This window comes from Psychrobacter halodurans (assembly GCF_017498075.1).
Taxonomy (GTDB): domain Bacteria; phylum Pseudomonadota; class Gammaproteobacteria; order Pseudomonadales; family Moraxellaceae; genus Psychrobacter; species Psychrobacter celer.
The window spans coordinates 36496-61944 of the sequence record NZ_JAGBKN010000014.1 but is presented as its reverse complement, the minus strand read 5'-3'; the positions used below and the strand labels follow the sequence as shown (position 1 = coordinate 61944).

18 protein-coding genes and 1 tRNA gene are annotated in these 25449 nt (G+C 46.5%); 15 read left to right on the top strand and 4 right to left on the bottom strand.

Annotated elements, in window-relative coordinates; all coding sequences use genetic code 11:
* From tssK to J3491_RS07855, 9 genes are all read left to right on the top strand, one after another.
* Positions 1–1344, top strand: a complete 1344-nt coding sequence (gene tssK / locus J3491_RS07895; RefSeq protein ID WP_207969757.1) for a type VI secretion system baseplate subunit TssK — start codon at positions 1–3, stop codon at positions 1342–1344.
* A 59-nt stretch (positions 1345–1403) separates the two neighbouring features.
* On the top strand, positions 1404–2216 hold the full coding sequence (gene icmH / locus J3491_RS07890; RefSeq protein WP_207969756.1) for a type IVB secretion system protein IcmH/DotU: 813 nt from the start codon (positions 1404–1406) through the stop codon (positions 2214–2216).
* A gap of 173 nt (positions 2217–2389) precedes the next feature.
* Positions 2390–3529: a M14 family metallopeptidase gene (locus J3491_RS07885; RefSeq protein WP_207969755.1), complete on the top strand. Its 1140-nt coding sequence runs from the start codon at positions 2390–2392 to the stop codon at positions 3527–3529.
* 278 nt (positions 3530–3807) lie between these two features.
* Positions 3808–4695, top strand: a complete 888-nt coding sequence (locus tag J3491_RS07880) for an ABC transporter ATP-binding protein (protein ID WP_100749588.1) — start codon at positions 3808–3810, stop codon at positions 4693–4695.
* Between the two features lie 96 nt (positions 4696–4791).
* Positions 4792–6474, top strand: coding sequence for an ABC transporter permease family protein (locus J3491_RS07875; RefSeq protein ID WP_207969754.1), 1683 nt, complete (start codon positions 4792–4794; stop codon positions 6472–6474).
* Between the two features lie 82 nt (positions 6475–6556).
* Positions 6557–7549: an ABC transporter substrate-binding protein gene (locus J3491_RS07870; RefSeq protein WP_207969753.1), complete on the top strand. Its 993-nt coding sequence runs from the start codon at positions 6557–6559 to the stop codon at positions 7547–7549.
* Positions 7550–7614: 65 nt separating this feature from the next.
* Positions 7615–8763, top strand: a complete 1149-nt coding sequence (locus tag J3491_RS07865) for a TIGR03364 family FAD-dependent oxidoreductase (protein ID WP_243456231.1) — start codon at positions 7615–7617, stop codon at positions 8761–8763.
* On the top strand, positions 8760–9494 hold the full coding sequence (locus J3491_RS07860; protein ID WP_207969752.1) for an HAD family hydrolase: 735 nt from the start codon (positions 8760–8762) through the stop codon (positions 9492–9494). Before J3491_RS07865 ends, J3491_RS07860 begins: the two co-directional genes overlap by 4 nt.
* A 146-nt stretch (positions 9495–9640) precedes the next feature.
* Positions 9641–9919 (top strand): peptidylprolyl isomerase, encoded by a 279-nt coding sequence (locus J3491_RS07855; protein ID WP_207969751.1) that lies wholly within the window; start codon positions 9641–9643, stop codon positions 9917–9919.
* Positions 9920–10036: 117 nt separating this feature from the next.
* Here J3491_RS07855 and J3491_RS07850 read toward each other — a convergent pair whose 3' ends face one another.
* Positions 10037–12268, bottom strand: a complete 2232-nt coding sequence (locus J3491_RS07850; RefSeq protein WP_243456229.1) for a TonB-dependent receptor family protein — start codon at positions 12266–12268, stop codon at positions 10037–10039.
* A 295-nt stretch (positions 12269–12563) separates the two neighbouring features.
* Between J3491_RS07850 and J3491_RS07845 the strand changes: the two genes are divergently transcribed.
* From J3491_RS07845 to fecE, 5 genes are read left to right on the top strand one after another with little or no spacing between them, the layout of a single operon-like run.
* Positions 12564–14666 carry a TonB-dependent receptor gene (locus J3491_RS07845; protein ID WP_207969750.1) on the top strand — a complete coding sequence of 701 codons (2103 nt, stop codon included), beginning with the start codon at positions 12564–12566 and terminating at the stop codon, positions 14664–14666.
* Positions 14667–14703: 37 nt separating this feature from the next.
* Positions 14704–15798 (top strand): ABC transporter substrate-binding protein, encoded by a 1095-nt coding sequence (locus J3491_RS07840; RefSeq protein WP_207969749.1) that lies wholly within the window; start codon positions 14704–14706, stop codon positions 15796–15798.
* 42 nt (positions 15799–15840) lie between these two features.
* On the top strand, positions 15841–16917 hold the full coding sequence (locus J3491_RS07835) for a FecCD family ABC transporter permease (protein WP_207969748.1): 1077 nt from the start codon (positions 15841–15843) through the stop codon (positions 16915–16917).
* Positions 16918–16970: 53 nt separating this feature from the next.
* Positions 16971–18002: a FecCD family ABC transporter permease gene (locus J3491_RS07830; protein ID WP_279380989.1), complete on the top strand. Its 1032-nt coding sequence runs from the start codon at positions 16971–16973 to the stop codon at positions 18000–18002.
* Entirely contained in the window at positions 18002–18769 is a 768-nt protein-coding gene (gene fecE, locus J3491_RS07825) for a Fe(3+) dicitrate ABC transporter ATP-binding protein FecE (RefSeq protein ID WP_207969747.1), read from the top strand. Before J3491_RS07830 ends, fecE begins: the two co-directional genes overlap by 1 nt.
* 233 nt (positions 18770–19002) lie before the next feature.
* Here fecE and J3491_RS07820 read toward each other — a convergent pair.
* From J3491_RS07820 to J3491_RS07810, 3 genes are all read right to left on the bottom strand, one after another.
* Positions 19003–19078: transfer RNA gene (locus tag J3491_RS07820), tRNA-Arg, on the bottom strand.
* A gap of 71 nt (positions 19079–19149) precedes the next feature.
* Positions 19150–19953 (bottom strand): hypothetical protein, encoded by an 804-nt coding sequence (locus J3491_RS07815; RefSeq protein WP_207969746.1) that lies wholly within the window; start codon positions 19951–19953, stop codon positions 19150–19152.
* A 119-nt stretch (positions 19954–20072) separates the two neighbouring features.
* Positions 20073–20618 (bottom strand): hypothetical protein, encoded by a 546-nt coding sequence (locus J3491_RS07810; protein ID WP_207969745.1) that lies wholly within the window; start codon positions 20616–20618, stop codon positions 20073–20075.
* Positions 20619–20990: 372 nt separating this feature from the next.
* Between J3491_RS07810 and J3491_RS07805 the strand changes: the two genes are divergently transcribed.
* A complete protein-coding gene (locus J3491_RS07805; protein WP_207969744.1) occupies positions 20991–25445 on the top strand; it encodes an exodeoxyribonuclease V subunit gamma in 4455 nt (1484 codons plus the stop codon).
* Positions 25446–25449: the final 4 nt, after the last annotated feature.

Here is a 25449-nt window from a genome sequence, read left to right as displayed (position 1 = left end):
GTGAGCAAACATAATGTATTGTGGGGCGAGGGTTTGTTTTTACGTCCTCAGCACTTTCAAATGCAGGACAGTTATCATCATGCTCAGCGTGCGCTTACTATGTCAATTACGCACCCTTATACTTATGGTATCGTAGATATACAGATGGACGAGCAGTTATTAGACAGTAATATACTAGCGGCTGAGCATATATTCTGCATACTGCCAGATGGTACGATATATCAAGCACCGCGTACTGATTTGCTGCCAAAGCCACTTACGCTTGAAGGTCAAGACTTTGGTGATGAGCTATATGTCTATTTAAGCTTAGAGATCATACAAAACAATGGCAGTAATATCCAAAGCTCAAGTAATGACAATCCGACAAGATACAGCAAAGAGACCATTGAGGCGTCGGATTTATATACTCAGGCCGCACCCGCCATGATTGATGTGGTCAAGCTCTCACCAAGCTTGCAAATAAAAGGTACTAACCAGCCGCCAAGCCAAGACACGATCTCGCTACTGATAGCCAAGCTTGAGAGAACCACACAAGGCATGTACCAAGTGGATTCCGACTATATCGTGCCAAGTCTACATATCAAGAGCAACCCTGCTTTACTCAGTCAGCTGTATCGCTTGATGACTATGATAAACACTAAATCAACTGCCTTATATGATCACCATCGGCAGACCAGTAATGATTTGCTAGAGTTTCGTGCTGCTGATATTGCTTCTTTTTGGTTGTTGCATGCGCTCAATACATCCTACTCGCAGCTTAGCCATCTGTATAACCAGCCAAAGCTGCATCCAGAACGTCTCTATGAAGCACTGTTAAATGTGGCCAGTCAGCTTGCTACATTTAGTTCATTGTATAAAGTGAGTAGCCTACCACAATACCAGCACGATAATGCTCATGAGGCTTTTACGAGTATTATCGCGATTATCCGTGAGCTGCTAAACACCGTTATTGCCAGTAATTTTGTCTCAATTCCACTACAGCAAACCCGACCTTCTTACTATACTGGTGAGCTTAGCGGCGATAAGATCACACGCAGTGCTCAGCTTTATTTGTCAATCAGTTCCTCTATACCTATGCATGAGCTGATTAATTTGGTCCCAAGACGCTTTAAGGTTGCCACGCCTGATGCTGTAGAAAAGCGAGTCTTATCAGCATTGCCAGGATTGCCGATTTCTCATATTACTCAAGTGCCAAGTGCCATACCTGTCAGGCCAGGTTTTAGTTATTTTATGATTGAGCCATCAGGAGAGTTGTATGATGAGATGATGAAATCTGAATCGATTTGTATTTATGTGCCCAATGGTTTTGATGATCTAAAAATTGAACTGATGGCTATTATTTAGCCTAACTTTATCATTTGATAGCGCTATTATTCAGATACACTTTATAAGGCTAAAGCACTATGTCAACAAATCAATTCCCTCCAGCTGCCCCTTCTTTGCTCGACTCCGGTGAGGTTGCGTCTACTGTTTCAACAGATGGTCTAGACAAACGTCTCAGTAGTCAGTCATTAATTGATATAATGTATGACGGGTTTTACTTGGTTTTTTTGCTACGCAATCGCTATTTTAGTAACGAGCCTATAGGTTTTCGTCAAAAGATATATGATTTTTTGAACAAGTTTGAGAGTAGTGCACGAAAAAAAGGGTTTTTGTCTGAGGATATCTATGAGGCAAAATATGCGTATTGTGCTTTAATTGATGAGACCATCATGACCTCACAAGAGCCTGAGTTTCAGTCCTTGAAAGATGCGTGGGAGCTAAACCCTTTACAGTTAGATTTGTTTGGTTCGCAAGTAGCAGGTAATGAGTTTTTTGAACGCCTAGATCATCTGCGAGAGCAAGGTGAGAAAAGACTGGCGTCATTAGAGGTATATCATTATGCCATGTTGCTTGGCTTTCAAGGTAAGTATCGGTTAGAAGCCCCTGAAAAAATTCGCTATCTCATTTCTAGATTAGGCGATGAGATTGAGCATTTACGTGGTAATAAAAACGAGTTTTCTCCGTTTTGGGCGATTCCTGATCAAATCAAACATACTTTGACAAGTGAGACACCCTTATGGGTGATCGTGGCTGTCTTGGTCACATTATTGACGGCAATTTTTTCTACAATGTGGTGCTTATCCAACCAAACGACAAACAATCAAATAGTAGCCTACAGCCAAGTCATTCAAGAAAACAAAGAACAGGCACATATTTCAATATTTTTGCCATAACCTATATAGCGAAAGCCAGCTCGTTTGGTCGTTTTGAGGCAATGTGATGATATGTTGTCGCTTGACAGCTAACGTCTTGCTTTTGCGATATTTGCTGACCGCAAAAAACAATCTCTGTGTTCATGGTGCTCTGCATGTTTGAACACCGTCATAAAACTTATAAAGGACAAATTATGCACATCACGGCAAATTTCGATGCAGGTAATATCGATATTATCAATACACAAAATAAAAACGACATTCAACTGGCGATTCGACCAGACGTTGGGGGCGAGTTTTTTCAGTGGTTTAATTTTCGCCTAACAGGTCAGGCAGGTGAGCAGTACACTTTAAATATCGTCAACGCAGGGGAGGCGTCATACGTTGCAGGGTGGGGGAATTACCAAGCAGTTGCTTCCTACGATCGGGAGTATTGGTTCCGTCTGCCTACCACTTATAAAGATGGCAAGTTGACTATAGTGGCAGATTTGGAATATGACACCATTCAAGTTGCCTATTTTGCCCCATACAGTTATGAGCGTCATCAAGACCTGCTGGCGGCTGTCCAAACGCACCCATTGGTAGCGTTGGAGCATCTGGGCGAAACCCTTGATAAGCGTGATTTAACGTTAGTAAAAATCGGTAATGGTGATAGCAGTAGTGAGGTAAATAAGCGCAATATTTGGATTACCGCTCGCCAGCATCCCGGCGAGACGATGGCAGAATGGTTGGTTGAGGGGCTGATATATGCGTTGCTAGATAGCGATAATGCCACTGCCAAGCAGCTATTAGAAAAAGCTGATGTCTATATCGTACCAAATATGAACCCCGATGGTAGTGTGCGTGGGCATCTACGGACCAATGCTGCTGGTACCAACTTAAACCGCGAATGGTCTAACCCAAGCTTGGACAAAAGCCCTGAGGTCTTTTATGTAATCAATAAGATGGAGGAGACTGGCGTTGACTTGTTTTATGATGTGCACGGCGATGAAGCGTTGCCATATGTGTTTTTAGCCGGCTCACAGGGCACGCCAAGCTATAATGATCGTCTGGCACATTTGCGTGATAGATTCTCAGAGGTGTTAAAGCTTGCTTGTGCGGATTTTCAGTCTGAATATGGCTATGAGATCGACGCACCAGGTACCGCAAATATGACCGTCGCTACCAACTGGGTAGCCGAGCATTTCGATTGTCTGGCCAATACGTTGGAGATGCCATTTAAAGACAATGATAATGGCCCTGATGCAGTGACAGGCTGGTCGCCTGAGCGTTCTATGAGGCTGGGTGAGGCATCGTTGGTTGCGATGTTGGCAGTCGTCGACGATTTACGCTAGTTTTAAAGCTCTAGCCACCGATACTGTTTGAGTCATCAATACCTCTTGTTATTACCATCTAAAAATAGCGCCTACATGGGCGCTATTTTTTTGTCAAAAAAAAGAGAACAATGATAAAGCGGTAAATACTGCCCTTATCGAGATTGTTATCAAGGCTTTTTCATCGAAGTGTCATAACTGACCGATACACTGCTGAGCTACACAAGACAAGTAATTTAATAAATGACGATTAAATAGACAGTCATTTAAATAGACAGTAAGCGACTAGGTGAGTGAATATGTTAGAGCTAAGACAAGTGACAAAAAAATATGAGGACAAGGTAATATTTGAGGATCTTTCACTCAGGATAAATAAGGGTGAGATAGTGTCCATCTTAGGGCCATCTGGCTGTGGTAAGACCACTTTATTGCATATGATTTTGGGGTTGACCGACATCAATGGTGGCCGCATCGCCTATAACGGCGAGGACATTACCCGCGTCTCCATGAGGCAACGGGGCTTTAATATCGTCTTTCAGGACTATGCGTTATTTCCTAACCTGAGTGTCAAACAAAATATCGAATATGGTCTGCGTAACAATCCGAATATGAGCACACAACAAGAGGTCGATGAACTGGTCGACTTGCTCGATATCAAGGCACATCTAAATAAGCGTATTCATCAGTTATCTGGTGGTCAAAAGCAGCGTGTCGCGCTGGCACGCACGCTGGTTATGAAACCCAAAATACTGTTATTAGACGAGCCCTTATCGGCACTAGATGGCGTAATTAAGGAAACCGTCAAAGCGCGTATTCGCGAGATTGCAAAGCGCTATCAGCTGACTACCTTGATCGTCACCCATGACCCAGAAGAGGCGATGACGTTATCGGATCGTATCTTGCTGCTATCAGAAGGCAAAGTGGCGCAGTTCGCTCAGCCCACTGACATCATACATAACCCTGCCAATGATTTTGTCACCAATTTTATTCTCAATCAGCTCAATATCAAACGCCGCAATATCTTAAGCTTATTTGCCGACGGAATCTCTGAAACCGACCCGCTAAGCAAATACACGCAAACTCAAAACTATGGCCATCATGAGGCTGATATTAGCTCCCGTCCTACAGACTCTCATACTCTCACCGCTCATGATAAACAACAGTCAAAAAACGCGGTAAAAGGCTAAGCTGATAAAAGCCTGTAGTAACTGTATTGGTGACTGAAAGACTGACGATAGATGTCATTTAGTAAAAACCTGACCATTTGATTGTTTTGGACGTTTATGAAGCTGAGTAACCCACCCCAAGCAAAAGCCATTTGGCTATTTGTGACGATTTTATTCATCGTTTTTTTATTTGTACCCTTAGGTAAGATGCTGGCGCTGTCACTAAATGTCGGCGATGGTATCGGCTTGGACAATTATACCGCCATCGCAAGTAGTGAGGGCTTTCAGCAAGTGATGCTTAATAGCTTTTTTGTAGCGACGATGAGTGCGATGAGCGCCACCGTGCTTGCTTTTATCTTAGCTTATACCGTGCACTGGACCAATTTACCAAAGGGTTTTAAAAAGGCCATCAAGGTTGCCGCCTTATTGCCCATGTTGTTGCCCACGGTGACTTATGGTTTTGCTATTATTTATACCTTTGGCAAGCAAGGTCTGTTGACTCAAATACTCGGCTTTCAGTTGTTTGAACATATATATGGCTTTCAAGGAATGTGGCTTGGCTATACCATTTATACCTTACCCATCGCCTTTTTATTACTCAATAATACCTTTCAGTATTTAGACAAAAAATTCGTTATCGTCTCAGAATTAATGGGCGACTCGTCTCTGCGCCAGTTTGATATGACGGTGATTCGCCCATTGATTGGTACTTTTGCCGCGGCCATGATTCAGTGTTTCTTTTTAGCCTTTACCGACTTTGGCATTCCGGCGTCCATTGGTGGGCAATATAAAGTCATCGCTACCGAGCTTTATACCCAAATATTAGGCGCGTCGCCTTCGTTTGAAAAAGGGGCAGTGGTTGCATTATTTATGCTTATTCCATCGATATTGAGTATTGCCATACTCTGGTATGTCGCGCGTTTTAATGTGCGTTATGATTCGGTTGAAAATATCGACCTGCCTTCTTCGAAAATCAAAGACCGAGTGTTAGCGCTATTGTCGAGCGCTATCTTGTTCTGCTTACTGATGGTCTTTGCGGTGATATTTATCATTCCGTGGATCAAGACATGGCCTTATCAAATGCAGTTCAGCACAGAAACCGTCAGCAAGGTCTTAGAGTCTGCCAATCTTATGCGCGTCTACAAAAACTCGCTCATCGTCGCGGTGTTGACGGCTGTCTTTGGCACCTTAATCACTTACTTTTCAGCACTGCTGTGCGAACGCTCTGGCTTATTTAACATCGGTAAATTCAGCATCCAGAGCTCAGCATTGGTGACCAATACCGTACCAGGGATGGTGGTGGGTATTGCGTATCTTATGATGTTTTCAGGCTCTGCTGTCGCCAACACTATTTTTATTATCGTGATAAGCAACATCATTCACTACTTTGCCACCCCTTATCTGATGAGTAAAAACGCGCTGGCTAAGATGAATCTAGGCTGGGAGACGACGGCGAGTTTATTGGGTGATTCGTGGTTTGCGACGCTGCGGCGCGTGGTGATTCCCAATTCATTCTTTACCTTAATCGAGGTGGCGTCCTTCTACTTTATCAGCGCCATGGTGACGATTAGCGCGGTTATCTTTATCTCTGGTGCCAAAACCATGGTGCTTACCACCAAAATTGTAGAATTACAGCATTTTGCGCGCTTTGATGAGATTTTTATCTTATCGCTGATGATACTGCTGACCAATATCTGCGCCTTGATCCTGTTTGCCAGCATTCGTCATCTATATAGCAGACGACTCTACGGTACATCGAAAATAATCACCGAAAAAGCTGTTACCGCAAAGGCTGTTTAATCTATCGCTAGTTGTTATGTAAGCCACTTTTAATAACTAAATTCTAATAATTAAACCTTCAATAAAATATATAGGATACACGATGTTTACACTCAAAACGTTAATGGTAGGTCTCACGTGCGGCATGATTTTGACTGGCTGTAGCTCAGCCGCTTCTAAGGACAATAGCGCAGACGAAGTCATCATTTATAGTAACGCCGACGAAGAAGCGGTCGAAGTCATCCAAGCGGTATTAGATCAAGCAGGCTATGAAGGTCAATATATCTTCCAATCCTTTGGCACCGGTGAGCTGGGCGGGCGTTTATTGGCCGAAGGTAAAAACACAGAGGCAGACTTGGTCACCATGAGCTCGTTTTATTTAGAGAGCGCGCAAGCAAAGCATTCGATGTTTAAGGATGTCAGCTTTGAGGTCAACCCGCAGATTGCAGTACCTAGCTACTATGCGCCCATCTTAAGTTTTACTGGCGCGATTATTTTAAATACCAAAGAGATGGCCGCGCAAAACCTGCCTAGACCAACCAGCGCCAAAGATTTGGCAAAGTCCATTTATAAAAACAAAATTGCGATGGTTGATCCCAATGGCTCGTCGACCGGTTGGTTATTTGTGCAAAACATCACCGCCACGTATGGCATGGATGCCGAAGGACAAACACTCATGAATCGTATTCGTGACAACGCCGGACCAAATTTAGAATTATCAGGATCAGGTCCATTGAAGAAAGTCATGGCAGGTGAGGTGCCCATTGGTTTTGGTATGCGTCATCAAGCCGTCGTTAATAAAGCAGAAGGGCTACCCATTGATTATATTGATCCTAGCGAAGGCAACTATACGCTGAGTGAGTCTGTCGCTGTCATCGATAAAGGCGATAAAACCAATCCGAATGCAATGAAAATGGCTGAAATCGTCGTCAAAAATGCGCGGCCTAAGCTGCTAGAGATATACCCAAATATCATCTACGACGGCGAGACGGTGGCATCTGAGAACCAAATCAAAAATGTAAAAACCTATGCTGAGCCGCTTACCGCTGAGCTATTAGATACGCATAGAGCGTTTTTTCACGGTCAAAAGCTATAAGTTAGACGGTGCTCGCTGAATATTAACATTTGTCAAATTATTCAAAGTACAAAGTAGAGAAAGTCATGATGGAATCAATAAAAAAGCTCTCTGAGAAAAAATACGATGTGGTAATCGTCGGTGGCGGCATCATCGGTCTTGCCAGCGCTTATGCTGCGGTGAAAAAAGGGCTGAGTGTGGCACTGGTCGAGCGTGAGTCACAAAACAAAGACGCGTCGGTGCGTAACTTCGGTTTTGTCACCGTCAGTGGGCAGCAGCGCGGGACGCATTGGCAACGAGCCATGCATACGCGTGATGTCTGGGCAGATATAGCCACCAAAGCAGATATCGAGGTGGTACATCGAGGCCTGCATATGCTCATTCAGCGTCCAGAAGCGATGGACGTGGCGGAGGCGTTTTTACAGACAGAGATGGGCACGGATTGTCGGTTACTGACGCAAACTGAAATAGCTAAAAATGCCCCTTATCTGAAAGACGGCTTGGGCGTGCTGTATAGCCCTCATGAGATCAGAGTCGAGTCAAAAACCGCTATCAGTAAATTGGCCAACTGGTTACATCAAGCACACGGCGTGGATTTTTATAATAAAACCACTGTGCAATCGATTGAGCTACCTATGATTTATACCAGCCGAGGTACGTTGCAAGCAGAGCATTGCGTGGTCTGTCCCGGTGCAGATTTTCATAGCTTGTATCCTGAGACGTTAGCGCAGGCGCAGGCCAAGCTTTGCACACTCAATATGATGCGCGTCATGCCAAAAAAACCATTTAAGCTAAATGCCGCGGTGATGTCGGATTTGAGCTTGGCTCGTTATGATGGCTTTGCCCAATTACCTGAAGCAAAAGGGTTGATTGCTTTATTAGACGATGTCCAGTCAGCTGAGCGCAAAGCAGGCATCCATCTGATCGTGGTGCAATCCTCCGACGGCTCTCTCATCATTGGTGATAGCCATGACTATAGCGATAGAGAATTGCCATTTAGGGATGTGCGTCTTGATGATTTAATTATTAATGAGTTCCATCAAGTGATGGCTATTGGTGAGATTGACATCGTCCAGCATTGGCTAGGCGTCTATCCCAGCGCAGACGATGTGGTGTTTAAAGCCACTCCAGAAAAAGGCGTGGTTGTTGGCTCTGTCACTGGCGGCACTGGCGCCTCGACAGGCTTTGCATTTGGTGAAGAGTTAATTGATCTAGTATTGGAGTCAAAACAATGAGTACAGATATAAATAGTATTAAAGAGAAATTCAATCATATTAAACTATGTGTGTTTGACATGGCAGGCACCACGGTCAATGAAGACAATTTGGTGTATAAAACGGTACGTGATGCGATCAATCAAGCGCTTAGCGATGAGGATAAAACTGCTCAAGAAGTGGGTCTGGATATTTGCTTGGCCTTCGGTGCTGGCAAGGAAAAACGCCAAGCCATTACTGACATACTAAATGAATTGAATATCGCGAAAGATGATGTTGAATCACTTACCGATACCGCATTTACGATATTCAAAACCCGATTGTCAAAGGCTTATACCGCAGAGACTTTGGCGCCTTTTGAGGGTATGCTAGAGCTGTTTGATCGGCTAAAAGCAACGGGTAGAAAGGTAGTCTTAAACACCGGCTACGATGCAATTACCGCCAATAACATCTTAGCTATTTTAGGATGGTCGGTGGGTAATGAGATTGATGCGCTGGTGACCGCCGATGATGTGACTAATGGTCGTCCTGCGCCAGATATGATTATGCTGGCGATGGGCAAGTTTGGGGTAAAAGATACCCCGCAAGTACTAAAAGCGGGGGATAGCGGTATCGATATTGAAGAAGGTAAAAATGCCAATTGTGGCTTATGTATAGGCGTATTAACTGGCGCGCAAACTCGTGCCCAGCTTGAGACGTCCTCACCAGATATCGTGTTGGATAAATTGACTGATTTGGCTCAGTTACTATAATAAAGCGCGACTGTCACAAAAAATCGCTCATATTTAGCCTAACATCTAAGTAAATGCTTGAGTGAGAAATGGCCAATGAGGTGATGAGTCCAGATAAGTGGTGATATAATGCCGCCATTATCGATATTTTATAAAGAGGTTGCAGGATGGCTCGTACCGCTAGCGCATTACATATTTTAGTAAAAGACAAAGAGTTGGCCGAAAATATCATTGCCAAGCTTAAAAAAGGCGGCCAGTTTGATGTGCTGGCCAAAAAGCACTCAACCTGTCCTTCAGGCAAAAAAGGTGGCAACTTGGGTGAGTTTAAAAAAGGTCAAATGGTAGGGCCCTTTGATAAAGTGTGTTTCACTGCTGAGCTTTTTACCCCGCATTTGGTAAAAACCAAATTTGGCTGGCATGTGGTGAAAATCCTCTATAGGACATAAATGTTTTGGCTTATAGAGCATGCTGCGCTTCGCTGTTTGGCCGTTACAACAAAAGCAGACCTGCAATAGGTCTGCTTTTATCATTATAAGGTGTGTAAGGATTTAGTTGCTATACGTTTAAAACTGATAGTTAAGACCTAGTTTATACGAGCGTCCTGGCGCAGGATAGCGACCGACAGGACTGGTATCGATACCGCGGAAATAATACTGCTCATCAAATAAGTTATAGATACCAAACTGCACAGACAGCTTTTCGTTGTCGGTATCTTGCAGTGTTTTTTGTAGGCTCAAATTCCACACTTGGTAAGCAGGCGTTTCTCCAGCCGCGCCGTCTGCACTTTCTGCCACTGTGTTGGCATTGTCGGTGTAGGCTTTGTCATAGTAGACCCCAGATAAGGTGGCGCTGTAGTCTTGATAATCGTAACTGGCATGCCAGCCCAACTGGTGCGGCGAGCTGTAGGGCAGCTGATTGCCTTTATTTGCGCCTTCTTGTAGCGTGGCATCGAGATAGTTGTAGCTCAGACCGACACTTAGATTGTCGTATTTTTTCGGGGTGTAGGTGATAGCCGTCTCTATCCCTTGGTGCAGCGTCTCTCCAACATTGTCAAAGCTTTGATCGCGGCTGTTCCATTGCAGCTGGTCTTTAAAGTCTATGCGATACAGTCCCAAGTTGGCTTGCAGATTATCGGTGGTATAGCGCGTGCCGACTTCATAGTTCCATGCAAGCTCACTGCCTTCTTCTCCATTGCCGCGAATATTGGCAATTTGCGGCGTTCTAAGCGACTTTTGCGCATTGGCGTAGACCAGCCAAAGCTTGTCATCAGACTTGGTGAGCGCATATGAGGTGGTCAGCCCAGGCAGCCATTCTGTGATGGTATTGTCTGTTTGTGTGTTATTGCCAGCGTCATTAAACGTCATTTTGGCATTCTCATAACGAATGCCAGGCGTCACCTTTAGGCGCTCATCCAAAAAGCTCAGCTCATCACTTAGATACGCCGCCCATGCATCGGTCTGTAAGTTCCAGTCGCGCGGTGTGCTTGTCGTACCATCCGCCAGCTTGGTTTGGGTGAGTTTATAATCGATGTCTTCATTGACGTAGCGCACGCCACTGATGAGGTGGTGCTTGATATTGTCATCGTCGCCAAGCTTTATAGAAAACTTTGGCTCCACGCCATATACGTCAAACTCACGCGGGGAGGTGCGTAGGCTGTCTGAGGCAACCGCTGGATCTGCCCAGTGCACGCCGTCATTGTTAAATTGTGAGTTAAACCCCCATTCAAAGTTACGCGTGGCATGATGGCCAAAGGTAGTGAGGTCTAACACTGCTTCGTCACCGATATTTAAGTAGTTTTTGTACTTAGCATGCCAGCGTGTTGATTTGCCTTGATAGGCTTCAAATGGACGCTGGCTTTGCTCGACATCTTGCTCGTAGGCGGCGGGCGAGAGTGCGCCTGGCATCTCTGTATCGGCATCATAATATTGCAAAAACCCTTCAAGCTCTTGGTTTTCGTCGATATACCAAAGCGCTTTGGCCTGCAAGTTGGTGACTTCGGTGTCTGAGTGGTCTCTAAAGCTGTCACCTTTGATACCATTGGCCTCTAACTGTACGCCAAAGTCATCATTTAACCAGCGGCTATGGCGGGCATATAAGCTGGTCAATGGCTTACCGTTTTGTTCAAAGACGGTCAAATCAGTACCAATCTCAGTTTGTGTCTCATTGGCAATCGGTTTGGTGACGAGGTTAATCACGCCGCCGACATTGTTGGGGCCATATTGGGTCGCCGCGCCGCCGCGTACCACATCGATACGCTCAATATTGTCGAGGGTCGCTGGAAATATAGACTGACCCGTATGACCATAAGGTGCCAAGGTCAACGGAATGCCATCCATCAAAAACTGCGCCTGCCCACTGCGGCTGGCATGCAGACCACGTATAGAGATGTTAGGTAGCACGCCTGTGCCTGTTTCGTCATCAATCTTAGCACCTGGGATAAACTGCAATGCACCGTCAATGGAGTTGCTCACGGTTTTTTTAATAAAATCGTTATCGATCACTGTGCGATTGCCAGCAAAGGCTTTTACCTGATTGGCACTAGAATCACCAAGCGTTTCTGCTGTGACGATGATGGGCGCTGCGGTAAAAGAGGGGGTCGCAGTTTTTGTTTTGTGATTAATAGTGCTGGCTGTAGGGGAGGCATCCAAATCTGAATTTAAGTCCGAATTTACGTCTAAGTCTGTGGGCGACTCAATACTCGCCTCCTTGTCAGCAGGCGTCATCTGGGCATAACTTTGCTGATAAATACAAAGCATCGCCAAACAAAGTGCCGAACGTTTAAAAAAAATAACCATATTTATTCCAAGTAGTTAGCGTTTATTTGCAGGGATTAAGAATTGACAGTGTTGCTAAAGCGTTGCAATTATAAACAGTAATAGTTATCATTTGCAAAATTATTATCATTAATGTATGCAAAAAACCCAGATTTATTGGCAATGGTTGTTCGCTAAATTGTTGGGGTGTTTTAATAAAAGAGATTAAAGTACCAATTATTGTTTAAAGACCATTATTTTAAAAAGTATGCCCTTACACGCTGCTTGCTAGGCGTTGGCACGCTCATTCATTTTTCACACAGTCTATGGCCTATATATGACGACTAACTCCCCTAAGCGGCTCGTAATCGCAGTTCGTACGCAACCTTGGCTCACCATCACCATGACAGCAGGTTTGACGATGGCGGTCAGCGCGTCATCGCTTGCGCAAGAAACAGCCAATCTGCCAGTAGATACTGAGCCAAACCCCCAGCCCTCTGTAACGCTAGCGCCCATCATGGTCACAGCAAAAAAATATGAAGGCTACGCCGCTTATAACCCCACATCAGGCACCAAAACCAATACCGAGTGGTTGGATGTGCCGCAGTCGGTATCGGTGGTCACCAAGACCGAGCTGGAGGATAGGGGCGCGGTACGGGTTTTGGACGCGGTCAAAGGCGTTGCTGGTCTCAATAACACGCTGGGTGAGGGCAGCCGAGATGAGTTTGTGCTGCGCGGGTTTAATGGCTTAAACGATGTGTATAGCGATGGCATGCGTGATGATGGCAAACTGCAGTCCTATCGTAGCCTCGCCAATGTCGAGCGCGTCGAGGTGGTCAAAGGCCCAGCAGGCGCTTTATATGGTCGCGGCAGTGCTGGCGGCATCATCAATCTTGTCAGCAAAAAGGCAGAAGGCGATGAGTTTGATAAGGTGCAAGCGCAAGTCGGTAGCGATGGTTTGGCCGTGGCGCGTGTCGATAGCTCGCATAAGCTCTCAGATACTCTCAACGCGAGGCTCAATGCTGAGTATCGCCGTAGTGATTCTTTTGTCGATCATGTGGATTCAAACGATGTGTTTATTGCGCCGACAGTTCGCTGGCAGCCAGATGATCAGCAAACGCTAGATTTCTCTTTTGATTTTACGCGTCAGCATCTTGTGCCTTATCGCGGCGTACCCGCCAAAGATGGCAAGCCTGTTGATGTGCCTGTCCATACTTTTTATGGCAGCACCAACGATTACCAAGATTCGGACACTTGGCATGCCAAGGTCAATCACGAGTTTGCGATCAATGATGAGATGACATGGACCAATCGCGCCTCATACAGCCATATTACTTTAGAACAAAAAGGCACTCGTCAGTCGCCAGCGAATGTAACTGACAACCAAGTTGGCCGAACCGTAAATAACTTTGGTTATGACCCACGCACCAGCAAGACGGTGCAATCTGAGCTGGCTTGGAATGCCGGCAATCATGAATTGCTCTTTGGAGCCGATTATAATGATATCGACATTGACTTGACCCTTGCCACGGATAAAAATGTACCGCCCATATCTGCCACCAATCCAAGCGCTGGTGCGACACCCAACCCAGGGTTTCCTAAATTTCGCAAAAACAGCACCCAAAGTGTCGGCGTCTTTGCCCAAGATGTCTATCATATCGGCGACTGGTCGCTGGTCGGCAACGTTCGCTATGACAATATCCAGCTGGATCAACGCTTTCAAGGTCAAGACAGCGAGCTAAACGACGATAAGTTCAGCTACCGCGCAGGTATCGTCTATAACTTTACCGATGCCACATCCGCTTATGCGACCGCCGCGCGCTCGTGGCAGCTGCCTTATTCAGGTATTTATATCAATCCAAAGCTTGCCGCGCTGTATCAGACTGATCTCAAAGAGATAGGTGTTAAGACGTATCTGCACAATGACGATATCATGCTCAACGCTGCCGTCTATCAGATTGATAAAGAAGACCCAAAAACCAATGACAACCGAGAAGTGATTGATAAAGATGAGTTTCGCCATCAAGGCCTAGAGCTGGAAGCGCGCGGCAAAATTCGGGACAACTGGGATATATCGGCAGGCTATAGCTATCTGGATGCAGAAGATAAAAAGACAGGGCTGGTGCCAAACGATGTGCCAGAGCAAACCTTCTCACTATGGAGCGCCTATCAGCCCACTGACCAGTGGCGCGTGGGCGGCGGTGTCAATTATGTCAGTGATCGCTACGCGGGCGACGCCGAGGCTGTCAAGCTGGATGGCTATACCACGGTGGATTTGATGGCCGCCTATAGCGCAGGCCAGCACAATGTACAGCTCAACCTAAACAATGCGCTGGATAAAAAATATGCCTTTGGGGCGACCAATGGCAGCTCAGGCAAAAACCAAATCGGCTTTGGCGCACCCAGAACGTGGCTGTTAACGTATAACTATGAGTTTTAACGCCCAACCCATTTTATGATAGTAAGACAGGTTATTTATGAATCAACGCCCAAAGCTCACGCTTATTCTGCCTTTATTGGTCATTGTATTGATTGTCGTTGGCGGTATTGTTTTTATTATCACTCAAAAAAACAATATGACGACAACGCCATCATTGAGTACTGATAATGACACATCGGTAGCAGCCACTCAGTCAAATGTCAGTAGCAGTAATAGCAGTCGCGCCGATCATGCGGTGCAACTACTAACCGACACAGAGATCAAAGCGCGGTTGCCCAATCTAAGCGACTATCCGAGTGAGCCAAAGCGCATTGTGGTTTTGGAATACTCATTTTTAGGGGATGCGTTAGCCTTAGGTCTGATGCCGGTTGGTATCGCCGATGATAATAAACCGGACAGCATTATTCCTGAGTTTACTCAGCAGCTATCTGGCTATACCTCGGTTGGTTCGCGTTATCAGCCAAGCCTTGAGGCCATTGCGGATTTACAGCCTGATCTTATCATTGCTGATGACGAGCGTCATACCGTCATCGCAGATGAGTTAAATCATATTGCGCCATCGATCGTACTAAAGAGCCGCGGTGAGAGTTATGCAGAAAATATCCAGACGGCGCAATTGGTCGGGCATATCGTTCACCAAGATAAAAAAATGACGCAAGTTATCAATACGCATCTAAAAAAGATGGCAGATCTACAGTCGCAGTTGGCAGCCACTCCGCTTGCTAGTCACAGCGTTCAATTTGCGATTATCAGTGATAAGGGCATGTGGCTGCATGGCCCAAGATCGTATGCTGGCAGCTTGCTTAATTATCTAAATATCAAAAGTCCCATTCCAGAGCAAACGGATGAGGCGTATATCGCAACCAGTCTTGAGCAGTTAATAGCGGCCGATCCCGATTGGTTATTGATTGGGCGTTATAACGAGCACACCATTTATGATGAGTGGAAATCCTCGCCGCTGTTTCATCAGCTAACGGCGGTCAAAAACGATCAAGTCATCGAAGTCGATCCAAACTATTGGGCGCTCAATCGCAGTATGCAGTCCGCTGAGCACATGGTAGCTGAGCTGCTTGAGATTGCGTCAAGCTCAGGCAAAGAGGGTTTAAGCCCTTCTATAAAAGAGTCCAATTAATGCGCCATTACAAGACTGTCTGTTTAAAACAGGGCGGCTTTTATGGTTGAGACAAAACTGAGCCGCTCCTCTTCTAGATCGCCAAAACCCTCTATTGCAAAGCGTCCGATAACACGGGCGCTATTGTGGTGCGGATTGTTCATTATTTTGCTAATAGGCTGTTGGCAAGGGTTGACGGCGTACTCAAAGTTTGACCTATCGCTGACGGATTTATTTTCGTTATTGACGCAGCACAATACTCAAGCCTCATTAGCCGCGCAATTATTAATAGAGATTCGTCTGCCGCGTGTATTGGTAGCGATGATAGTCGGTGCCAATTTAGCGGTGGCGGGGTTACTCATGCAGGTGATGACCCGTAACTCGCTGGCCTCTCCTGCGGTATTGGGTATCAATGCTGGGGCGGCGTGTGTGGTGGCTTTATCTTCCATTGGTTTGGGGTTTAGCTTTTTAACGTCTACCTTTTTACAAGCGCTGGTCGGGTCAGTGCTCTCTTGTGCCCTTGTTGCAGGATTGGCTGGTTACTTCTCCGGTCGTCCGGTGCATCCTGTGCGTCTGATTTTGTCAGGCGTTGCTATCAATGCGCTGCTGGTCGGTATGACGCGAGCGGCGCTGATCACCACCGATGAGCAGGCGTATGGGGTGCTATATTGGCTGGCAGGCTCTATTGCCAATACGCGCTGGGAGTCTATTCCGATGCTCGCGGTGATATCGCTGCTGGCATTAGGTTATGGCTGGTGGCTGTCGCCTAAGCTAAATGTCTTGGTGCTGGGCGATGAGGTGGCAAGTAGCCTTGGGGTAAACTTGCGTGCATTGCAGTGGTCGTGCGGGGCATTGATTACCATACTCACGGCGATCAGTGTGGCAGTCGCAGGCCCCATTGCCTTTGTGGGTTTGATTATCCCGCATGTTGCCAAGCGTCTGTTGAGGTTGGTGTCCAATATGGCTTATGAGCAGCTTTTGCCCTTATGTATGCTACTTGGCAGTATCTTGATGGTATGGGCAGATGTCCTATCAAGGGCTATCGCTTATCCAGCAGAGACGCCAGTGGGGCTATTAACCGCGCTGATTGGTACGCCAGTTTTTATTGCGCTGGCATGCAGGCGACGACTTGATAGCTAATTAAGACCGTGAAATCAGGCAACCCTTTATCTAGAAATAAAAGTAAGCAATAAATGACCATGAAAACCAACGCCTCTGCATCGCTCTTACACTCATTATTTGCTCGTAAATCGGCAAGTAGAGCAGTGATACTCATTATAATGCTGCTATTGATACTAAGTATGAGCAGTGTGTTTTTTGGCGCCAGTGAATTAACGTATGGGCAAATCTGGCAGCATTTACAGCAAGGCTTTAGTGGTGACAAAGATTTTATTGTCTGGCAGCATCGTCTGCCGCGCACGCTATTGGCCATATTGGTGGGCGCAAGCCTTGGTCTATCAGGCTCATTGGTGCAAGGGGTGATCCGTAACCCGCTGGCATCCCCTGACTTGATGGGCATTAGCGCAGGCGCGGGGTTTTGCGCGACGCTTTTACTGGTGATGATTCCTGCGGCCCCTACTTGGTGGCTGTCTGTCGCAGCGCTACTTGGCGGATTATTAGCCTTTTGTATTATCATGCTATTGGCACAGATATCACAGCCTACGCCTGCGCGCTTGGCACTGATAGGTGTCGCCATTAGTGCGTTTTTAGCCAGTGGGATTAACTTTTTATTGGTGCTTTATCCTGTTGAGATTAATACTGCGATGATTTGGTTGACCGGTAGCTTGTGGGGGCGCAGCTGGCAACATATTCCGATGCTAACGATGATATTTGCCGTATTAATGGTCATCAGTATGTATCTGGCATGGCGTTTAGATGTGTTGGGACTGGGTGAGGAGACAGCCTATCATTTGGGTGTGTCCGTCAAACCGTTGGAGTTTAGCGCCTTGCTCATCGCGGTAGTGATTGCAAGCCTAGCGGTCTCGGTGGCAGGGACGGTCAGCTTTATTGGATTGCTTGCGCCGCATATCGCACGATTGCTCTTTGGGTATCAGCACCGTATCTTATTGCCAGCGTCCGCGCTAATAGGTGCCATTATATTGGTTTTGGCTGATGTATTGGCACGCAGTTTATTTGCGCCAATTGAGTTGCCAGCTGGCGTCTTGACCTCAGTGATCGGTGCGCCTTATTTTATCTTTTTGCTATCGCGCTATAAGGGGTGGTAATGCTATCGGTGAATGAACTCCAGCTTGGCTACCATGGTAGTCAACGTATTATTAAAGACTTATCACTTGAGCTGCCAGAAAATAAAGTCATCGGGCTGATTGGTCCAAATGGCTGCGGAAAATCCACGCTATTAAAAGGCTTGTGCCGCTTAATTCAACCGCAGTCAGGCAACATTTTACTTAGACAACAAAACATGGCGCAATTAAACAATCGGCAGATTGCCCGCCAGATATCGGTATTGCCGCAAGTGCAGACCAATCCTGAAGGCTTGAGTGTCAGACAGTTGGTGGAATACGGCAGGACGCCTTATGTATCGCATTGGGGCAAGCTGAGTGCGGCGGATAGCCAGATAGTAGATAGTGCCATGCATGAGATGGCGATTGATTCTTTGGCTGATATGCCCCTTGACGCCTTGTCAGGTGGTCAGCAGCAGCGCGCATGGATTGCGATGATTTTGGCGCAGGATACTGACATTATCATGCTTGATGAGCCTACTACTTATCTAGATATCTCCTATCAAATAGAGCTGATGCGGCTCATTCGAGCACTAAAAGAAAAGGGGAAAAGCATTATCGTTGTGCTGCATGACCTTAACCAAGCAGCGAGGTATTGTGATTTATTGGTGGTGTTAAAATCGGGGGAGCTGCAAATGATGGGCACGCCTTGCGAGGTGATGACAGAGGCGATGCTGGCTGAGATATTTGACGTGCAAGCCAAAGTGATTACCGATCCTGTTGCAGGCTCGCCGATGTGTGTGTATTTGTAGCAGACCAATATTATGATTAAAACGTCTTCGGGTTTAATCGGTCAATGGTTTTATTGTTTTTACGGTATCCTATTTCGCGGTATCGATGAATACCGTTAATAATACTGTAAAAAATTTCGTTTACAAGCGTATAATGCCGTAAGTTATCGGGGTCTATTGTAACTTGTCGGAGATTGAACCCCTTAGTTTTCGGGGTTTGGCGAGGATTATTGAGGGTTGTCGATAGCAATGATTGGCGCGCCCACCAAGACTCGAACTCGGATCGGTCGCTTAGGAGGCAACTGCTCTATCCTGTTGAGCTATAGGCGCGTTGTGGAGAGACATTGTAGAAAAAAGCCGCGCCAAAAGCAATGAGCAATCTACAAATAGGCAGATTATCTTTATTTGCCATTACTGAGCGCGTCGGCGACGTCTACGGGGTTTTCACCTGAGGCTTGTTTGGCGCGTGACGTTGGATTAAATAAATCATCTACGCTGTTTTTATAGCCATCGATATTATCATAATCGTATTTTTTTAATATATCCTGTCCTGCGCTCGATAGCAAAAAGTTACGAAAGCTGATGGCAATGCTATTATCGGACAAAATCACCCCATCTAAGCTTTTTTCATCTGTTAATGCATAGCTAAATGCATTTAAACTGCGCGCTTCTTGATTGTCTGTTTTGGCTTTAGTGGCACTTTGACTCATCTCTGTATCTGCCGCTTGGTCATGAGAGGCGGCACTGGCTTGCTTTTTATTAAACGCATTTTGCATCAGCGTTAGCTGGGCTTGCAAAGGCTCAAGGCGTTTGGCTGTCAAGCTGCTGTGGGCGATGATGATGTCTGTACCGATGTTTGAGGCAGGATGCTCGGCGGTCATGTCGCTATCTGCTAATTGCAAGAGCGCATGAGAGGGCACATAATTGGCCAAAACTTGTACGTGCGGATAGCGAGACTCAAAGCTGACAATCACATCATCCAAAGGCACTTGTAGGCGCTCTTCTGCTTGCACATACAAGGTGGAGGTTGATATATCGTCCTCTTCACTCTCTGCCGTTATGGCTGACGCTTCATTATTGTTTGCCATAATCGGCAAAGGGTCTATGTTTTTACGGTTACTGATCCACAGCCACGTAAAAATGGCGATAAAAACGATGAGCAGTAGTAAAGTTAGCCCAGCCAGTAGCAGCTTGTAGTCTTTCATATATGACTGCTCTTCTTATAATCGGTAGTGAATGGTCAAGGTGGTACTCAGATAACGCAAAAAATCAGACTTCGAGATCAGAGTGCGCCCTAAGAGCTGCTGCTATCAGGTTATTATCCCTAAAGCGACTGATGCAGCACTTCCTCTGCCAAATCTGCCAGCATGTTTGCAAAGATATCCGTCGTGGCAGCGGTATTTACGGCCGAATCGTTGCTGCTTGGACTGTTGGTTTTTAGGCGGCTGGGCGCGCTGGTATCATCATTTTTGCTCGCCGCTGCTGGATGATAGTGTGAAGGGGAAGTGGGTTTGTTGTCAATGGTTTTTACTTGATGAGCGGCAAGCGGCGACTCACCTGTTGATAGCTTGTCTTTGAGCCATTTAAAGCCATGTGCCTGCCACCATGCTTCAAAGCGTGGCAGTGAGCTACCGTGGACGGCGGCGGGGAGGTTTAGAGTACGAAGCTTTTGTGCCAATATCGGATCGCTGATGGCTTGATGAATGCTCAAGTAGAGTCCGCTACTATCGTCGGTATAAGGCTTTCGGTTTTGCCAGGCGTTATCGTTGATTCGCATACGTGGCAGTTGCCAAAGTTCGCCGCGATAATAAACGACGTACAGCCGTTTTTTTGGATGGACGAAAATGGCATCAATAGGGCGCAGGGGCATAGTAGTTGTTTATCTCGTTGACAAAAGAGTTAAGGTAAAAACTTAACGACATCCGTTGTCGCAGGCTGTCTTGCTGAGCAGATGATATACTGGCAAACCGCCATAAACAATGGCACACTGATCGGCAAGTGACGCATTTTGCGCTTTTTATCGTTATCAAGCTGCTTTATCATGCATTCTGATATCGACATTATGCTAGCAGAAATGTAACAAGCGAACGACCATCAAACATGAATTGATGAGTGTCGTCGGCAGCATTGCTATTATGCTCTGCACCATGACAGGCTGTGTTTGCACGTTACCGTACCTTATCGTACCTAGTATGCACCCGTCGCCTCGTTATTTTATTATCACTCCAATTAGATCGCCTTTATGTTTAAAATCATTCAGTCCCACCGTACCGAGCTGTTGGTTGAGCAGTTGTTAGTTGCCTATAAGTCCAAAAACCAACCCGTCTTTGAGAAGTTTGTGGTCATTGTGCCATCCATGGTGCTTGGTGATTGGCTAGATAAGTCTATTGCAAGTCAAGCGGGTATCAGTACCTTAGTGACGACGACGTTTTGGGGTCAGTATCAGTGGACGTTGATGCAAGATGTGTTGAGCCGTCACAATGCCTATTTGCTAGAACAAAACCCTAATGCGGGCACACTGAATGTACCTGAGGTGGCAGTGTTGTCGCCAACGGTGATGCAGTGGCGCTTGTTTGGGTATTTGACTTATTATCAAGAAGCCATTGTCGCTGATGAAAAACATCCCGTTTATCCACTGCTGGCATCTTTGATTGATGAGCCGCAAGAAGAAGTGCAGCAGGATAAGGCACAGCAAGACGCGCGCATTTGGCAGCTGGCAAGTGATTTGGCGAGGGTGTTTAACCGCTATTTAACCCACCGTGAGGACTGGCTAGATCTCTGGTCGCATGATAAACCGCTGACTGTAGAGGCGCTGATCGCTGAAAAGGATGCTCTGTCGCTGCGCTTCGATAAGTATGCGCGAGGCACGCCTGATTGGTTGGTGGCGCATTATGTAGAGCTAGAGATCGCGCAGCGTTTCTTATGGTCGCATTTGTTTGCTGATGTGCATCAGCACCGGGTGGCGCTTGAGGATACCTTTTGGTCAGCCTTAAAAGACAACAAGGCAAATGAACGCGCGCAACTGCCCAAAGTGCTGCGCATTTTTACCATTCAGCAGCTTCCACAGACCGAGCTCGACTTTTTGCAGCGCTTGTCACAATACATGGATATTACGCTACTACACTATAATCCGTCTAAGCTGTTTTGGGCGGATATCGTAGACAAGTCGTGGCTACAGCGTCAGCAGATTATCAACCCTGAAAGCGTGTTTTTGCGTGATTATGGGCACAGTTTGCTATCGCGTTTGGGCAAGCAGTCGCGCGATACTTTTGCGATGCTTGCTAATTTATCGGGTAATGAGCAGTACCAAGACGCACTCGTCGAATGGCAGGATATCTTTGATGAGGGCGATGATAGCAATAAGGGCTTGAGCGATGCGTTTGGTATTGATTTTGATGACAGTGGGCAACAAGTGCAAGACAGCCCAAGCCTATTAAAACGTTTGCAAAATGATGTATTGATGCTAGATGAGCAGTCTACCCAGCAAGCGACCGCAGCCAAAGTCTCGCAAGAAGTCAGTGAGCAAATAGAGCTGTCTTTTGATCAAGTTGATCAAAAGCCGCAAGAATCGGCGTGGTATGACGATGAAGTATTAGAAAACAAGCGCTTTGAGAAGGAGCGTTTGTGGGCGATGTCTGCACAAGACAATAGCCTAAGCATTCACTCATGCCATAGTCTACAGCGTCAGCTAGAAGTGCTGCGCATCATGATTGGGCGCTGGCTCAATGAACCATTAACACCTAATGAGAAAAAACGCCATATATCCGATATTGTCGTGTTGCTGCCCGATGTTGAGCGGCATCATGCGCTGATCAGCTCTATATTTGTCAATGGCAAAGGTCAAGATGGCCTGACGCTACCTGCTAAGGTGACGGGAGTGGTTGATGCCGATATTCGTCAACTATGGGAAGCCATTATTGGTTTTTATAAGTTATTAGGCAGTCATAGCGCCCGCTTTGAAGCGGCTGAGGTGCTTGATTGGCTGATGCTGCCACCGCTGTATGAAAACTTCGGCTTAACCCATGAGCAGATGAGCCGTGGTTGTGATCTGCTGATCGAGGCAGGCTTTATCCGCGGTTTTGATGAGTGGCATCTTAAACAAACCCTAGATAGCCACGACTATGATTACCGATTTACCTTTGCTCAAGCGCTAGATAGATTGACACTCGGTTTGGTGATGCCAGAGGCCAGTTTGAGCGATTGCTTATACCCTTTGGCACAGGAGGACTGGCCAAGCACCGCCTTGCCAGAGATGACTCTGCCGCTGCCACAAGTGAGCCTAAATGATGCGATTATCATTGAAGCGCTTTGCCGTATTTATGCAGGCTTGACTGCGCGCCGTGATGACCATACACAAAAACTCAAAGCCGAGGACTGGCTGGCGCAGATTGAGACACAAGTGATTCATCGCTACTTCGGTGATGTCGATCAAACCCGTACGATGCGCGCCATATATAACGCCATGAATGGCTTTAAATCAAGCCTGAGAGCCAATCGCCACTATCGGCAGTATGCTCGTAGCGATAGTGCCAACAGGGAGGTAGAACACAGGCTGGCAGGTGTCGAGCAGTTGCCGCTTAAGCTGAGCTTTATGCTGGACAGTATCGAGGCGGAGCTTGAGAGTCAGCAGGTCAGTGCCGAGCCGACTGGAGTGATTACTTTTGGTCGATTTGGGGCGCTCAGAAACGTGCCTTTTGATTTGGTAGTGATGCTCAATATGGATCTGTCTGAGTTCCCGGGGCGCGACCGTGATAATCGCTATGATTTGATGAAAGCTGCCAATGCTCGCCGCGGTGATAGAGTCAGTGAAGATGACGATAATGGTGCGTTCTTAGACGCACTACTGTGTGCGCGCAGTGCGTGCTGGATATTTTATAATGGTCAAAGTCTGACAGACACCCACGAGCACCTGCCTGCCAATCCAGTCAGTGAGCTGTTGCAGTTTTTGCAAGGCGAGGTGCAGTGGCAGGTCAACTCGCTTGAAGCCTTAGACACGTTAGACGCATTGCCTGAGAATGTTGATTCTACCACCGAGAGCCTTAAGCGTTATTTACCCAAATTGATTAAGCAATGGCTGGTGACCGAACATCCGGCACTGCCGTTTCACGAGAGCTTGTTTGAAACAGATAGTGAAGAAGCGAATGCTTTACTTCATCCCAACCAGAGCGAGAGCGTCGATAAAGACAAGACAGATGCGCTGGATGCTATTTTGCATACCGCCATGCGCCAAACCAAGCTTGCGCAACAACGCCAATTTCCGCCCGCACCGCTGTGGCAAGCGGTGTTTCATACCTTAAGGGATAGTGTATCTTATGAGCAGACAGAGCTGGTTGGTTTGCCGACTAAGTCCCAGTATGAAGCCATCGCTCAGCTGCTTGGACACTCTCTAGGTCAATTGGGGCAAGTAGACAATCAAACCTTAGCGGCATTGGCTGAGATGCTATCACTAGACGCAGAGTCTGGTATAGACACCATTGATATCGACGCTATGTTTGATACGGTGTTTAATATTGAAGAGATAGACGTTGAAGGCGCATTGGCCTATCAAGTGCGTCATCCTGCCAAGGCGTTTTTGCGTACGCAAAAGGTGCATGTGGTGCAGGGCGAGGAAGCGCTGGCGCAGCAAGAGCCGCTATTTTTAGATAATCTGACAACTTATCAGATCAAAGCGCATTTGCTCCATGAGCTGGCGAGCGATGCCGCTAATAACCCTGTTGATAGCGCATACAAGCAAGACCGCCCAATTTTAATGTACCAAAAAATCATGCCAGCAGGGGTGGCGCGGCAAACGACCTTGCCCAACCAGCAGCAAAAACTGCAGCAGCAATGTCAGGAGTTTAAAGAGCAGCTAGTTGCTAATGGCTTGGACAATGATTTGGATAATGCCCAGCTAGTTGATGGAAATGGTATAAGTGGTTTGCTGCTACTGACCCCAACGATCGAGCATCCCGTTCAGCTAGCGCTAGCATCTGTGCTAACTGGTGCTAGTAATGAGGCTGATGATACGCTATTACTAAAGCTATTACCTAAAGTGGTTAAAATAAAAGGCTCAGTACCAACATCAGTACCGATAGATGCTAATAATCCTCATGCTAATCTACAGGCTGGCGTATCCTATGCCGAGCAATCCCCCAAGCAGTGGTTAAACATACTGCCCAATTCTGCCAGTCCCAAGCATTTAATCAAGTTTTGGTTGTCACATCTGTATTGGCAAGTTGCCAGACGTACCACTGCTGAGCAAGTGGCTCTAAATGATGGCATGAGTATTTGGCGCTTTAATAAGCCAAGCTCACAAGTTAAAAGGTATGAAAAAATAACCGCCTTTCAGCTCAGCCCTATTGTGTATGAAGATGCCGTAGCTGAGCTGATAAAGTGGGCGATATTTGGCAAGCTAGTCGGTCAAGTGCCGATTACCTTATTGCCAGAATATGCGCTCAGTTATCTTGATAAGTGCGCAAAAGCGGCAGAGAGTAAAGACGAAAGCGGCAGTTATTGGCCAAAACGTGCAGATTTCTTAGATTGGCTAAGGCCCAATTATCCCGTAGATACGGTATACGATACCTGCTCGCAGCATGCCATTTGGCAATACGTACTGCGTGATCAGGACGCGTTTAAAGCCCTATCAGCAGCCTTAACGACGTTAGCACAGCCGCTGTATGAGCCAATGTTCACAGCGCTACAAGGTCTAGATAGTTAGCTGG

Coding starts and splice junctions, on each gene's coding strand:
- fecE (WP_207969747.1), top strand. CDS start 18,002: ATGCTATCGGTGAATGAACTCCAGCTTGGCTACCATGGTAGTCAACGT.
- J3491_RS07850 (WP_243456229.1), bottom strand. CDS start 12,268: ATGGTTATTTTTTTTAAACGTTCGGCACTTTGTTTGGCGATGCTTTGT.
- J3491_RS07845 (WP_207969750.1), top strand. CDS start 12,564: ATGACGACTAACTCCCCTAAGCGGCTCGTAATCGCAGTTCGTACGCAA.
- J3491_RS07885 (WP_207969755.1), top strand. CDS start 2,390: ATGCACATCACGGCAAATTTCGATGCAGGTAATATCGATATTATCAAT.
- J3491_RS07880 (WP_100749588.1), top strand. CDS start 3,808: ATGTTAGAGCTAAGACAAGTGACAAAAAAATATGAGGACAAGGTAATA.
- J3491_RS07865 (WP_243456231.1), top strand. CDS start 7,615: ATGATGGAATCAATAAAAAAGCTCTCTGAGAAAAAATACGATGTGGTA.
- icmH (WP_207969756.1), top strand. CDS start 1,404: ATGTCAACAAATCAATTCCCTCCAGCTGCCCCTTCTTTGCTCGACTCC.
- J3491_RS07870 (WP_207969753.1), top strand. CDS start 6,557: ATGTTTACACTCAAAACGTTAATGGTAGGTCTCACGTGCGGCATGATT.
- J3491_RS07830 (WP_279380989.1), top strand. CDS start 16,971: ATGACCATGAAAACCAACGCCTCTGCATCGCTCTTACACTCATTATTT.
- J3491_RS07810 (WP_207969745.1), bottom strand. CDS start 20,618: ATGCCCCTGCGCCCTATTGATGCCATTTTCGTCCATCCAAAAAAACGG.
- J3491_RS07840 (WP_207969749.1), top strand. CDS start 14,704: ATGAATCAACGCCCAAAGCTCACGCTTATTCTGCCTTTATTGGTCATT.
- J3491_RS07855 (WP_207969751.1), top strand. CDS start 9,641: ATGGCTCGTACCGCTAGCGCATTACATATTTTAGTAAAAGACAAAGAG.
- J3491_RS07875 (WP_207969754.1), top strand. CDS start 4,792: ATGAAGCTGAGTAACCCACCCCAAGCAAAAGCCATTTGGCTATTTGTG.
- J3491_RS07835 (WP_207969748.1), top strand. CDS start 15,841: ATGGTTGAGACAAAACTGAGCCGCTCCTCTTCTAGATCGCCAAAACCC.
- J3491_RS07815 (WP_207969746.1), bottom strand. CDS start 19,953: ATGAAAGACTACAAGCTGCTACTGGCTGGGCTAACTTTACTACTGCTC.
- J3491_RS07860 (WP_207969752.1), top strand. CDS start 8,760: ATGAGTACAGATATAAATAGTATTAAAGAGAAATTCAATCATATTAAA.
- J3491_RS07805 (WP_207969744.1), top strand. CDS start 20,991: ATGTTTAAAATCATTCAGTCCCACCGTACCGAGCTGTTGGTTGAGCAG.